The following is a 13,197-nucleotide window of genomic DNA, read 5'->3' on the forward strand; positions in this document are numbered from 1 at the left end:
CAATGTCATGGGAAACCCCGATACAATGAACATGAACGCTAAATTTTTCGTTCTAAAGCAACAAGATGAGTCTAAAGCGAAGGCTGACGATCATTTTGCTTTGGCTGCTCAAATTGCGGCCGATCAGTATCGAAATGGGCAGCGTGTGTTTATTTGTGTTAACGATAACGAAGCAGCCTGTGCCATTGATGAAATAATTTGGGCATTCGATCCAGATAGTTTTGTGCCACATAATTTACAAGGTGAAGGCCCTAAAGGCGGCGCACCTGTAGAAATTGGTATTACGCCACCTGTTGGCAATCGTAAAGTTTTAATTAACTTGGCTACTCAATTACCGGATTACATTCGTCGGTTTAACCAAGTTTTTGATTTTGTACCCGTAGAAGCAGCGGCTAAACAAGCAGCCCGCGAGCGTTTTAAAAAGCTACGCCAACTCGGTGCCAATCTCACCACGCAAGATATTAATAGCTAGCCAATCAGGCAAACTAACCAACTAATTTAAGTACTTATTTAAGGTTCTGTGTAATGGATAAAACCTACAATCCGCAAGATATTGAACAGTCTCTATATCAAGACTGGGAACAAAAAGGCTACTTTAAGCCATCTGGCAAAGGCGTACCATATTCAATTATGATCCCGCCGCCAAATGTCACTGGTAGCTTACACATGGGCCACGCCTTCCAAGATACAATAATGGATACCCTAACGCGTTTTAAACGTATGCAAGGTAACAACACATTATGGCAAGTAGGTACTGACCACGCAGGTATTGCAACGCAAATGTTAGTTGAGCGTAAACTGCATGCCGAAGAAGGTAAAACACGCCACGATTTAGGCCGCGAAGATTTTATTAATAAAATCTGGGAATGGAAAAAAGAATCGGGCGGCACTATTACCAAACAACTTCGTCGCCTTGGCGCATCGGTTGATTGGGACCGTGAACGCTTTACCATGGACGATGGCCTATCTGAAGCCGTTAAAGAAGTGTTCGTACGCCTTCATAAAGAAAACCTAATTTACCGAGGCAAACGCCTAGTAAACTGGGATCCTAAATTACACACTGCGATTTCTGATCTTGAAGTTGAAAACAAAGATAAACAAGGCCACATGTGGAACTTACGTTACCCACTGGCTGATGGCGTTACAACGCAAGACGGAAAAGACTACATAGTAGTAGCAACAACTCGTCCAGAAACCATGCTTGGCGACTCAGGTGTTGCAGTAAACCCTGATGACGAACGCTACATAGATTTAATTGGTAAAGAGATTTTATTACCCATCGTTAATCGTCGTATTAAAATTGTTGCTGACGAACATGCCGATAAAGATAAAGGCACGGGCTGTGTAAAAATAACCCCAGCGCACGACTTTAACGATAACGAAGTGGGCAAGCGTCATCAAATGCCGATGATCAACATTTTCGATAAAGACGCCGCTATTCTTACCCAAGGTGAAACATACACCTTTGACGGTAAAGAGCTTGAGTTTGATGCGCCAATTCCTGAGCGCTTGCGCGGCCTTGATCGTTTTGCAGCGCGTAAAGCAATTGTGGCTGAATTTGAAGAACTTGGCCTACTTGAAAAAATTGAAGACCATGGTTTAACGGTTCCTTACGGCGATCGCTCTGGTGTTGTAATTGAGCCACTACTTACCGACCAATGGTATGTACGTGTTGCACCACTTGCTGAGCCTGCAAAAGACGCTGTTAAAAATGGCGATATTCAATTTGTACCTAAGCAATACGAAAACATGTACTTCTCGTGGATGAACGACGTACAAGATTGGTGTATTTCACGCCAGCTTTGGTGGGGTCACCGTATCCCAGCTTGGTACGACAATGAAGGTAACGTATTTGTTGGTCGCGACGAAGCTGAAGTACGCCGTGAAAACAACATTACAGATAACGTAACGCTAAGCCAAGACGAAGACGTACTTGATACGTGGTTCTCATCAGCGCTTTGGACGTTCTCTACACAAGGTTGGCCAGAAAATACCGATGATTTAAAAACCTTCCACCCGTCTGACGTGTTGGTAACTGGTTTTGATATTATTTTCTTCTGGGTTGCACGCATGATTATGATGACGCTGCACTTTGTAAAAGACGAAAATGGCAAACCACAAGTTCCGTTTAAAACCGTATATGTAACTGGCTTAATACGTGACGACAATGGCGATAAAATGTCTAAGTCAAAAGGTAACGTACTTGACCCACTAGACATGATTGACGGCATTGAACTTGAAGACCTAGTACAAAAACGTACTGGTAACATGATGCAGCCAAAACTTGCCGCTAAAATCGAAAAAGATACGCGTAAAGTATTTGCAGGCGGTATTGAAGCACACGGCACCGACGCCCTTCGCTTTACCCTTGCTGCAATGGCATCTACCGGTCGTGATATTAACTGGGATATGAACCGCCTTGAAGGTTACCGTAACTTCTGTAACAAATTATGGAACGCGAGCCGTTACGTATTAATGAATACAGAAGAGCAAGACTGTGGTTTTGCAAACGGTGCTCAAACGGAGCTTTCATTAGCTGACCGCTGGATTTTAGGTCAATATGAAGCAACCGTTAAAACCTACACAGAGCATTTAGATAACTACCGTTTTGACTTAGCTGCTAACACACTTTACGAATTCACTTGGAACCAATTTTGTGATTGGTACTTAGAGCTAACTAAGCCGGTATTATTTAAAGGTAATGAAGCTCAGCAACGTGGTACACGTAATACACTTATTACTGTACTTGAAAGCTTACTGCGTTTAATGCACCCAATGATGCCATACATCACTGAAACTATTTGGCAGCGTGTTGCACCACTTGCAGGCCTTGAAACAGCAAACACCAGCATTATGGTTCAGCCGTTCCCTGTATATAATGAAGCAAGCGTTGATGCTAAAGCGATGGATGACTTGGAGTGGGTTAAACAATTCATTTTAGCTATTCGTAATATTCGTGGTGAAATGGATATTAGTCCAAGTAAACCACTTAGCGTATTACTTGCTAATGCATCGAGCGACGACGTGCGACGCATTGAAGAAAACAAATCATTTTTAGCATCACTTGCAAAAATTGAAGAGTTTACAATGCTTGAAAACAAAGACGGGGCACCTGCATGTGCAACGTCTTATGTTGGCAACCTTGAGATCATGATCCCAATGGCGGGCTTAATTGATGTGGAAGCCGAGCTTTCGCGTATTAATAAGCAACTCGAAAAAGCAGAAAAAGGCCTAGCACAAGTCCAAAACAAACTTGCTAACGAAAAGTTTGTAAACAACGCACCTGAAGCTGTACTTGCTAAAGAAAATGCAAAACTGGCTGAGTTTAGCGATGCTAAAACTAAGCTACTTGAGCAAAAAACTAAAATAGAAAGCTTATAAGCTTTCATAAAATGCCTATTAACACTATTTAATAGGCATTAAAAAAGCCGCTCACTTTAATTAAAGTGAGCGGCTTTTTTGTGCCCTGTGATTAACCACAAGACACTTCTACATTAAAACTTGTAGTTGTACTGAGCGCCAAGTAATACCGCGTGGCCTTTAGATTCGAAGCCCCACTGGCTGCCCGAGTCATCAGCTTCTGTGAACGTTTGTGTTTTACCACGGATGATACTTACACCAAGATCAACGTTAGAGTTTTGATCAATTGTGTAGTTACCGCCAAACGAGAACCAAAAGCGATCTGTATCTGGAATAGAGATAGAAAGGTGTGTTTGCGATACTGGAGACTCATCAAATGCAACACCGGCACGAAGTAGTAAATCTTCGTTGTATTGGTAATCAGCACCTACAGAGTATCTGAAAGAGTCATCAAACTGCTCTTGCTTTTCAAACGCAACAAACTTATCACCTGTTGGTAACGTTACTTGTGCTTCTAGTGATTCAAAGCTGCTCCAACCTGTCCATAATACACTGTAATGTAAGCCTAACTTGTCATCTAGCTGATGTGAGCCAGAAAACTCAGCAATAGCTGGTAGTGTTAGATCAACTGCACCTGGAAGCTTAGCACCACCAGTACCGCCTACTGGTAACTCGTTTGAGAAGTCACCATCAAATGTGATGTCTGTTTCGCTGCGATAGTTAAAACCAAAACGGCTGTTATCATCTAGTTGGTACATTAAACCAACGTTTAAACCAAAACCAGTATCATCACCTTGAAGGTTTACAGCATCAGCACCAAAATCAATACCGCTTGCATTAGCACCCACTTTACGAATAACAGTTGCATCAGCATAAATAGCGTTTAAACCAATACCAAAGCTGAATTGCTCAGTTACTTTATAAGCAACGCTTGCATTAAGGTTAACAGTAAAGATTTCTGTTTCGCCAGCAATTTGGCCAGCAACGTATTCGTCGTTAAACTCTGTAGATAAACCAAAGTTAGAAAATGCACCAAAACCAATCGATACTTTATCGTTGTAAGGCATAGTAAAGTAAATAGCAGGTACTACAGCACTTGGTGCAATGCTGTCGTCATCTAATGCACTTGGGTCAATACCGTTATTAGTACTTTCGCCTTCAATACTTACATCTGGAATTACACCAATAGCAGCAACACTTAGTTGCTTTTCTTTAAATAAAGTCATTAGTGCAGGGTTACGTGCAACTACAGACGCGTCGTCTGCGATAGAAGCTTCACCAGCGTATGCACGGCCTAAACCCGATGCATTTTGCTCTGATAATTGAAACGCAGCTGCAAAGCTATCAGCTGAAACAAATGCAAGCGAAGCTGCAATAAGAGTTTTAGAAAATTTCATTGTTGAGTCCTTAACCAAACTGACTGTCTGGGTACTATGTGTGTTGTTATTAGGATTTAAAACGTGATTACACTACCTTAATTTTTTGTAAAAAACTCTATGAATACGTCAAAAGACAGTAAAAAACATGTTTTTTAACGACATTTTAACAACTATTTAAAACTCATCGGATGAGAAGTGTGGTATTAGAGTAAACACTCTAAATGTAATTAATTATCATTTAGATTGACTTGAAATTAGTAGCAACTTACACTCATTATAAAATCGCAATGGAAGTAAAACTGTGATCATTTTATTTATTATTACAGGGCTAATATTTTGTGGGGCGAGTGTGTTTTGCTTTTACAAAGCAAACTACTGTGCATGTACTCAAGCAGGACAATGCGATAACCCCGTAAACCATTATTGGCTAGGGGCAATGTTAAATGCGTTGATTTCTTTAGCGCTGTGTTGTTTTGCATTGCACGTAGAGCTAGGCACTTTGTTATGGTTAACACTGATGGGAAATTGCTTTTTGGGTGCGTTTATTTCTGCAAAACAAACTAAAAAAAGGCAATGCAGTAAAACTAGTTCAACAAATGCTCTTTTAACAGGCGAGACAAATTAATCTGATAATCTAAGGGCTTAACACTTGATAGTATTTTAAGCTCTTGGGTGTGCTCACTTAAATCGATGTCTTTCGGTGTAACATGATGATTGTGCTTAGCATTATAAAATAGCTTAATTTTAGGTTTAATAGGATTTAATACGTTCCCTTCAAGCACTAAAGCTAAACGTTCATTCGTTAATTTTACAATAGTTCCTACTGGATGAACCCCTAAACACTTTATAAAACGCTGTACTAACTCACCATCAAACAATTGCTTATTGGCTAATAAGTACCGCAATGCGTTGATTGGTTCATCACCATCTTGATGCATTCTATCGGCAGTCATTGCATCGTACACATCTACAATTGCCATTATACGCGCTGGACGACTTAACTTCTCTGCCTGTAGGCCTCGCGGATAACCAGAGCCATCTAAGCGCTCATGATGATTCACTATCATATCAAGCATAAGGGGTGTTATACCCTTCTCGCCTTTAACTAAACCCAAACCTTGCGCTACATGCTTTTTAATAGCTAAGAGCTCATTATTAGTAACCTTAGTTGGCTTTGAAAATATACCCTGCGGTAATTTAGCTTGGCCTAAATCATGAAGTAACGCGCCCATGGCAAGCTCTTGCACAACAGCCATTTTGTACCCTAAGTATTTAGCAAATACAGCGGTAAAAATGGCGCAGTTGATCATATGCCGCCAGTTATAGCTATGTTTGTCTTTTATACGAGTAAGAATAGTCATGGCGTTGGCGTTACGAAAAACTGAGCTGACTATTTCGCTGGCTATTTCATCAAGCACTTTTATATTAACACTCAGGCCAGATGTTAAGTCACCGTATAACGACTGTAGCTTTCGGCCATGCTGATCGTAATTGACACTCGCTTTAGCAAATTCTTGTTCAATTGAGATTGCTATAGGTGTTTTTTCGGCTTTTTGCTGGCTATTAGATGTTTTAGGTTTGCTTTGAGGCTTATATTTGGCAGGAACTGGGGCATCACCTTTAGCAAAATCTATAAGCAGCTCAAGCACCCCTTCAGAGACTAAACGCTTAATAATAGATCTATCGCGTACTAAGCCACTGGTCTTAATTTTTATGCTATTGATCCCTTCATGTTGCTTAGTAACGCTATCAACATACATACCAGGAGTAAGCTCAGACACGGGCAAAGTAATTAGCATAAAGGCGGGATTTTTCTATTAAGGAATATGTACCTTAAATAGCATTAATTAAGCCTAAAAGTCTAGTTTTTGAGTTGTAAGTAGTTATATATGACTAAAAGCATTATTTACAGCCCTATTTGAGCTGCATTGTAATTCTGATTATTTTACTTTTTAATAATTAAACACTCTCATCTCAACTACACTAAATTGCTTATCACTAAAAAGCAGGTGATTTAGCTATAAAATTTATCTAATCATTATAAAAAAGCGAACTTTATTAACCTTTCTTGAACATAATATTGTTTTGCCTCGGTCTCAATATACACAGCACTTAATAACAACTGCTTTAAATTCTTAAGAGTACTAATATATGACAAAACTAAACCACCCCGTATCAAACCTGAGTGTGGCTGCAATAAACACAGCCTCGCCTTTGGGTCATATATTAAAAGCAGCCGCTCCACTGCTCGATAGCTTATTAGGTATAAATAAACTGCGTGATATATACCTCTCTAATAATTTATCGGGTTTAGATAAGCAGGAGTTTAGTGAAAAGCTTTTAAATGTATTGGGTATTAATGTACTTGGCGCACAAGGTGTTATTAACAAAATACCTAAGCAAGGCCCTTGCATAGTAGTATGTAACCATCCTTATGGCATGATTGAGGGCGTAATAATTGCCAAATTACTCACCCATTATCGTAGCGATACTAAAGTAATGGCTAACGTTGGTTTAAAAATATTTACAGAAATTAAAGACTATTTTATATTTGCCAATCCGCTAAAACCAAAAGCAGCTATTAATACCAGTGCAATTAAACAGTGTTTTAAACATGTAAATAACGATGGTTTACTTGTGGTTTTTCCTGCTGGCAGGGTTTCGTTTTTTCAATCAAAAAAACAACGTGTAACCGACGGACAATGGAATCGCTTAGCGGCTCAACTAGCCTTAAAAACACAAGCCCCTTTATTACCTGTGTTTATTAGTGGTCAAAATAGCCCTATGTTTTACAATTTGGGACGTATTTACTACCGATTTAGATTATTAATGCTAATACGTGAATTACTTAAAATTCAAAAAAGGTCCATTAATTTAGGTGCTGGTAATTTACTTACACCCAAGTTATTAAATAAGTTTGAGAAAACTGACGACATTAACGATATTGCGCGCCTGCTTTGCTATTTAAACGATGAACGCTTTGTAACACCTTGGCAAGACGATGCCCAATCAATGCAACTAAAAGCGATTATGCAGGATGTCGATAAAACAAACATGACGAGTGAACTTGCTAGCTTACCAAGCGAGCAGCACTTATTAGACTTTAAAAGTTACTCCGTTTATTACGGTTATCAAGATCAAATACCTAATTGTGTTGCTGAAATAACACGCCTTAGAGAAATAACCTTTCGTACATTAAACGAAGGAAGCGGCGAGCCATGTGATACCGATAAGTTTGACGCAACCTACATGCATTTATTTATTTTTGATCATAAAAATGAAGAGATCATTGGAGCTTATCGAATTGGACAAACTGATTTATTACAAAAAAATAGCGACGTGAGCGCCCTTTATTTATCGCAAATGTTTAATTTTGAACCCTCTTTTATTAATCAACAACAGCCGTGCTTGGAAATGGGTCGCTCGTTTATAGTTCAAAAACATCAAGGCAGTTACCATGGCTTATTACTGCTATTTAAAGGGATCGGTGCGTTTATGGCGCAAAACCCACGTTATAGGACTTTATATGGCACGGTTTCATTAAGTAAGCTTTACGACCCTCGTTCTGTCGCAATTATTGACCATGCTATGGTTAATAATAAACAAGGTGTTAGCGCCAATACGCCTTTTAATAATAAAATTCATCCAGAGTTTGAAGACTTCATTAATGATCACACGTTAAACATAGATCATGTATCAACATTGGTTATGGGAATAGAAGAAGATAAAAAAGACATACCGATTTTATTAAAGCAATATCATAAGCTAGGCGCTCAATTTCATTGTATGGGAATTGACAGTAACTTTAATCACACCCCAGGATTACTTTTAAGTGTGCACCTACCAAGCGCGCCTGAAAAGCTACTTAAGCTCTATCTTGGCGATAAAAAAGATGGTTATATAAATCACTTATAATTTTTATCGCTGTATTAATACAGCAGGTAAAATACAGTTAACAAAAAAGTCGATGTAATTAATGACATCGACTTTTTTGTTTTTAATTATGTAATAGTTATAGCTATAAAAATATTTAGTTAAGCTGCAGCCACTTTTAAACAACTAATGCTGCTAATGAGCTGAGACTGCTTATCAAAATAATTAAAGCGAATAGTATTGCCTACCTTAATATGGCTAATGCTGACTGTCATTGCATCTTCTCTTTGCATATTTACACCATATTGACCCTGCTCGGCTTTGCTGTAATGAAATGCTAAAAACTGCTCACTTGCAGGATATCTTAAGTCAATAAATTGCTTAAATTGTTGTTTACGCTTTTGTGTAACTGTTTCTAGCTCAACGCCAGATGACGTTGCAAGCGATTCAACTTGGCAATCGATTAATTGTTTTGTGTCCCACCGAACAAAAACGATGTGACTATTATTTAGGGATAATTTATCCGGAAAAATACATAATTTAAAAGGCGCATAACCTGATAAATCCATATTTTGTAATTGAGACAATGCAGGGGTTTTGTTGCTCAGTAAATGTGGGATTAAAAGACCTCTACTGTGCTTTACGGCAGTTATATCAAATACACTTTGATAATCGTTTAATAAAGCTAATGTTTGCCCCCAATGCGATACACCAAGCCAAGTACCTCCCCCTTGCGGATCGATCGGGTAAATTGCGTTACCTGTGTGCTTACTCGGGGCGATTGCCATTTCTCGCGTTTTTTGCTCATCACGATTAAAAAACAACTCGTAGCCATCATCAGTTAAGAAGTAACTTAAAGTGCACATATTAACTTTGCAGTGATTTTGATTGGCTTTTTTCTCTCAAAAAAGTGGCTGTACTTGGTGCTAACCCAAAGCTCTGGTCGAATGATGCTTTTTGTGCAAAGGTAATTTGTGAAATCATCGCATAGTGATGTACTGCATGGCTTCCTACAAATATCAGCTCTCGTGCTAATGAGGTTGTTACAGTTTGTACATTTTTACTTTTAATTGATACTTCGCTTGAAAGTAACAGCGGTTTATTAAAATCATCTGTACTTAGCTGTTCAATCCACGATGCTATCTCGGCAATTTTTTTTATCGCTTCGCAGGGGTTACTTTCAATATTACTGCCGCGTAGGCGACTATCGTAATCAATATTATTTATATCAAACCCCGTCATTAAAGATTGGTAATGATCGATAATGTGGCGCATATGTGACCCAGCCGAACTAATGAAATTAGGAGCAACGATTTGCGAATAATCCTCTTTAGTTACACTTTCAAGATAAGTATGACCTTGAGCGAGTATTTCTAACTGACTATTTAACATTGAATCGGTTTTCCTCATTTATAATTTCGTCGTATATGCATACATAACGTTAGATAACATTTTGAATAATGCAATTTTGCATTGTATAAATAACTAGAAAGCTGTTCTTACAATAAAATTTCAAAATTTATGCAGTAATACATTTTTATATACAAAAGTAATTAATGAAAAGCTAGATAATATAGAGAGGGATATTAGTAGATGTAAAAGCAAATGGCGCTCTCGGTAGGGATCGAACCTACAACTCAGCCTCCGGAGGGCCACGTTAGGGGGCAGATAAATAATGAATATTCTCTTCTAGCCTAGGAACCTCGATACTTCCAGCTAATTTAAACTAATTCTAAATAACTCTATTTAACTGGAGCAATGTCCCATTATTGTCCCTGCTCCTGCAAAAATCAACCTTTGCTTTCCTACTCTTCTGTAAGGAAGCATTTTGCAAAAAATAATGGCTTTGTTAGAGAGTGAGCCTCGCAGAAAATGTTTTTGATTGGAGATTGCTCAATCCTGTTTGCATTTACCTTCTTGCGCTCAGACTCCTTAAAATGTAAGTATTCTGCACTAGAAAGCTCACTATTATATGATTCAAACAACCAAAATGCTTCATTCATAATAAACTTCTTATTAAGTAATGTTAAATATTGCTCTTCGTAGCACACTTTTGATAAATAATGAATTTCATTGAAAAACCTAGCCCTAAAAAAACCATAGCCAATAGCAATAGGAGCCATTACTTCTAGTTTTAAAAATTGACTTTGAAATAGATGTGTCGGTTCAAGTTTTTGAGGTGAGGCTTTATCGACTTGCAATACAGGAACAAATTTTCCCCATTCATTATTAGGGAAAATATAATTAATAATTTCATCAATAGTACATAACAACTTAAACGCTCCCCCAAACATTTCAAATTGCAAACGCTCAGAAAGACTTGCGGTCAATCTTTCTAGCTCATTATCACCTTGAACTAATTCGTAATCCTCCTTCAGTATATTAGATAGGTGTCTGGCAATAATAAATATGGCCTCAGGAACCGAATTCGCCTCAATAATTTCGAATAAACCACTAGGCCCTTCAATAAATGCAGACAAACTACCTGGAATATAACGATCTACCCATTTAGGAGTAGTTTCTGTGCTTGGACGAGTACCTACTCTGAACTTATCTGAATCTTCAGAAAATATTGAACAAAGTTGCACATCACCTGAAATTGAAAATATTTGTTGGGATATACTGTCCTTGCCAAATATATCCTCCAAAGTAGGTTCCTCTAATAACTTTTGTAATTTTTCTGCGTCTCCATGATTTGGCTCGTTTTTTAACTCATTTAGAATCAGCTCATTCCTAACATACCAAAACCAGTATTGCGCCCTTAACTGACTAAGTATTTTGTACATTTCAATATTCCAATTAACTATCCTGTGCTGGGGCACATAAATTGAAAACTTTGCCCCAGTATTAATTTTCATTATTTGGCAAAATTATCTCACACAAAACACAAGGATGTGAACAAGGAAGCAAACATGGACGAGAAACTTTATACAACCGAAGAAGTAGCAAATATCCTCAGGACAAGTGCAGCTCAAATTCACAACATTTTGAGCAGAGGTTATGAAGGCACCGAATTACCAAAGAGTATCCGCGTTGGTCGGCGCCGCCTTTGGCCTGAGTCAGAAATAAAAGCATGGATCTCAGCCCAGCTGTTAAACACAGAAACTAATGGGTTTAAACCTGAATCAAAGCCTAAACCAAAAACAATCAACCGTATTTAAACCCATTCACAAGGAGGTGAATAAATGAAATTCAACTTTGGGTTTCGCAAGAAACCATCAACGCCTGTATGCACTGACGAGAAAGAATTAGATACCTATTGGGAGCCACCTGCAAAGTTACATTCTGTTTCACTTGAAGAAGTAACTCTAGACCCTGATTACCTTCCTAAATCAGTGAGAAACTTCGTATTCTCAAATGCATACAGATTAAATGATGCATCACCTGAATTTGTTGCTGGCGCCGTTATAGCTTGTGCCGCAGCCGTCATCGGTAACAGTGCTGTTATTCAGCCTAAACGAAACGACGTTGGCTGGACCGTAGTTCCTACGATATGGTCGTGTGCTATCGCTGAGCCTTCAAAAATGAAAAGTCCTGCTTTAGATGTGGCACAAGCTTTAATACCAAAAGAGAACTCTTCTGGTAAGCCAACCAATCTTGTTATTGGTGATGTAACGAAAGAAGCATTGACGCTCAAGCTTGTTGATAATCCGAAGGGGATTCTGTTTTCTCGCGATGAACTAGCAGGCTGGCTTACCGGACTCTATTCTGAAAGCAGAGCAGCTGAACGAGGTTTCTTTTTATCTGCTTTCAATGGTAACTCGACTCATATAGAAAGTCGCATAAGCCGTGACGACGTTGAACTGGAGGCAACAGTTTTATCACTATTAGGGACCATTCAGCCCAGTATGCTTGCTCCTTTACTTGAGTCCAGAAAAGAAGGAGAGAAAAACGATGGCTTACTTGAAAGAATACAGTTGTTGTTTTATTCAACAAAACCTGAGCAACATACAGATATTGCTCCTGATGAGGAAGCTGACACTAGTGCGAAACAAATATTTCAGAAGCTACTATCTTTTAGGGAAAATAATGACAGAACTCGCTTTATTCTCAACGATGAAGCTCAAAAGATTATGTCCGAGTATAATACATTGAGAATCAAACGCTTAAGCAAAGAAGAACAAGGTCACATACAGGCAGTTCTTGGTAAATACGGAGCTCTTTGTGCCAAACTAACGCTGATCTTCCATTTACTATCTATGACAAATGCAAACGATGTTTCCAACATCATCGAAGCAAAGCACGTTAAGATGGCTTTGAAATGGATGTCATTAGTTGAGTTTCACTATCACAAGGTAATGAGCCTTGTTACTGAAGATCCTAATATTGAAGTTGCTAAATCGCTGTTGTCTAAGCTTCCTGAGCTGCCAAATCAGTTCAACAAACGCTATTTACAGCGAAAGAACTGGAAAGGGCTGACTACTAATGCCAAATGCCAGCAAGCTATTGACTGCTTATTGGAGCATGGATACCTGAAAGAGGTGAGCGAATCTCCAAATGGCAAGCCCAGAACAAGCTACCTCATTCACCCCGACTTTCATAAGTAGTATCGAGCTAGGTTGATTATTAGCACTGACAACACTGA

11 protein-coding genes are annotated in these 13,197 nt (G+C 38.7%); 6 read left to right on the plus strand and 5 right to left on the minus strand.

Annotated elements, in window-relative coordinates; translation table 11 throughout:
- Positions 1-25: 25 nt before the first annotated feature.
- Both CXF89_RS07605 and CXF89_RS07610 read left to right on the plus strand, forming a co-directional pair.
- Positions 26-472: a DNA polymerase III subunit chi gene (locus tag CXF89_RS07605; protein WP_007587285.1), complete on the plus strand. Its 447-nt coding sequence runs from the start codon at positions 26-28 to the stop codon at positions 470-472.
- 53 nt (positions 473-525) lie between these two features.
- Positions 526-3,381 carry a valine--tRNA ligase gene (locus CXF89_RS07610; protein WP_121954264.1) on the plus strand — a complete coding sequence of 952 codons (2,856 nt, stop codon included), beginning with the start codon at positions 526-528 and terminating at the stop codon, positions 3,379-3,381.
- A gap of 113 nt (positions 3,382-3,494) precedes the next feature.
- Here CXF89_RS07610 and CXF89_RS07615 read toward each other — a convergent pair whose 3' ends face one another.
- Positions 3,495-4,757 carry an outer membrane protein transport protein gene (locus CXF89_RS07615; protein WP_121954265.1) on the minus strand — a complete coding sequence of 421 codons (1,263 nt, stop codon included), beginning with the start codon at positions 4,755-4,757 and terminating at the stop codon, positions 3,495-3,497.
- 283 nt (positions 4,758-5,040) lie between these two features.
- On the opposite strand from CXF89_RS07615, the gene CXF89_RS21365 reads away from it, so the two are divergent.
- Positions 5,041-5,364 (plus strand): hypothetical protein, encoded by a 324-nt coding sequence (locus CXF89_RS21365; protein WP_101164136.1) that lies wholly within the window; start codon positions 5,041-5,043, stop codon positions 5,362-5,364.
- On the opposite strand, the gene CXF89_RS07625 is transcribed toward CXF89_RS21365, so the two are convergent.
- The gene (locus tag CXF89_RS07625; RefSeq protein WP_007587289.1) at positions 5,324-6,538 is read right to left on the minus strand and encodes a cyclic di-GMP phosphodiesterase; all 1,215 of its coding nucleotides are present in this window, start codon (positions 6,536-6,538) and stop codon (positions 5,324-5,326) included. The genes CXF89_RS21365 and CXF89_RS07625 overlap by 41 nt on opposite strands.
- Positions 6,539-6,890: 352 nt before the next feature.
- Between CXF89_RS07625 and CXF89_RS07630 the strand changes: the two genes are divergently transcribed.
- Positions 6,891-8,654, plus strand: coding sequence for a lysophospholipid acyltransferase family protein (locus CXF89_RS07630; protein WP_121954266.1), 1,764 nt, complete (start codon positions 6,891-6,893; stop codon positions 8,652-8,654).
- A 119-nt stretch (positions 8,655-8,773) separates the two neighbouring features.
- Here CXF89_RS07630 and CXF89_RS07635 read toward each other — a convergent pair whose 3' ends face one another.
- The 3 genes from CXF89_RS07635 to CXF89_RS07645 all read right to left on the minus strand — a co-directional run bounded on the left by CXF89_RS07635 (position 8,774) and on the right by CXF89_RS07645 (position 11,470).
- The gene (locus CXF89_RS07635) at positions 8,774-9,478 is read right to left on the minus strand and encodes an NRDE family protein (RefSeq protein ID WP_121954267.1); all 705 of its coding nucleotides are present in this window, start codon (positions 9,476-9,478) and stop codon (positions 8,774-8,776) included.
- Between the two features lies 1 nt (position 9,479).
- A complete protein-coding gene (locus CXF89_RS07640; protein WP_024600726.1) occupies positions 9,480-10,004 on the minus strand; it encodes a hypothetical protein in 525 nt (174 codons plus the stop codon).
- Between the two features lie 413 nt (positions 10,005-10,417).
- Entirely contained in the window at positions 10,418-11,470 is a 1,053-nt protein-coding gene (locus CXF89_RS07645; protein ID WP_121954268.1) for a hypothetical protein, read from the minus strand.
- A gap of 54 nt (positions 11,471-11,524) precedes the next feature.
- Between CXF89_RS07645 and CXF89_RS07650 the strand changes: the two genes are divergently transcribed.
- Both CXF89_RS07650 and CXF89_RS07655 read left to right on the plus strand, forming a co-directional pair.
- Positions 11,525-11,773, plus strand: a complete 249-nt coding sequence (locus CXF89_RS07650; RefSeq protein WP_121954269.1) for a helix-turn-helix transcriptional regulator — start codon at positions 11,525-11,527, stop codon at positions 11,771-11,773.
- A gap of 24 nt (positions 11,774-11,797) precedes the next feature.
- Positions 11,798-13,159 (plus strand): DUF3987 domain-containing protein, encoded by a 1,362-nt coding sequence (locus tag CXF89_RS07655; RefSeq protein WP_121954270.1) that lies wholly within the window; start codon positions 11,798-11,800, stop codon positions 13,157-13,159.
- Positions 13,160-13,197 lie beyond the last annotated feature (38 nt).

Origin of the sequence: Pseudoalteromonas sp. MelDa3 (genome assembly GCF_002863625.1) — a bacterium.
Taxonomy (GTDB): Bacteria; Pseudomonadota; Gammaproteobacteria; order Enterobacterales; family Alteromonadaceae; genus Pseudoalteromonas; species Pseudoalteromonas arctica.

Coding starts and splice junctions, on each gene's coding strand:
- CXF89_RS07605 (WP_007587285.1), top strand. CDS start 26: ATGAACATGAACGCTAAATTTTTCGTTCTAAAGCAACAAGATGAGTCT.
- CXF89_RS07610 (WP_121954264.1), top strand. CDS start 526: ATGGATAAAACCTACAATCCGCAAGATATTGAACAGTCTCTATATCAA.
- CXF89_RS07615 (WP_121954265.1), bottom strand. CDS start 4,757: ATGAAATTTTCTAAAACTCTTATTGCAGCTTCGCTTGCATTTGTTTCA.
- CXF89_RS07625 (WP_007587289.1), bottom strand. CDS start 6,538: ATGCTAATTACTTTGCCCGTGTCTGAGCTTACTCCTGGTATGTATGTT.
- CXF89_RS07630 (WP_121954266.1), top strand. CDS start 6,891: ATGACAAAACTAAACCACCCCGTATCAAACCTGAGTGTGGCTGCAATA.
- CXF89_RS07635 (WP_121954267.1), bottom strand. CDS start 9,478: ATGTGCACTTTAAGTTACTTCTTAACTGATGATGGCTACGAGTTGTTT.
- CXF89_RS07640 (WP_024600726.1), bottom strand. CDS start 10,004: ATGTTAAATAGTCAGTTAGAAATACTCGCTCAAGGTCATACTTATCTT.
- CXF89_RS07645 (WP_121954268.1), bottom strand. CDS start 11,470: ATGAAAATTAATACTGGGGCAAAGTTTTCAATTTATGTGCCCCAGCAC.
- CXF89_RS07650 (WP_121954269.1), top strand. CDS start 11,525: ATGGACGAGAAACTTTATACAACCGAAGAAGTAGCAAATATCCTCAGG.
- CXF89_RS07655 (WP_121954270.1), top strand. CDS start 11,798: ATGAAATTCAACTTTGGGTTTCGCAAGAAACCATCAACGCCTGTATGC.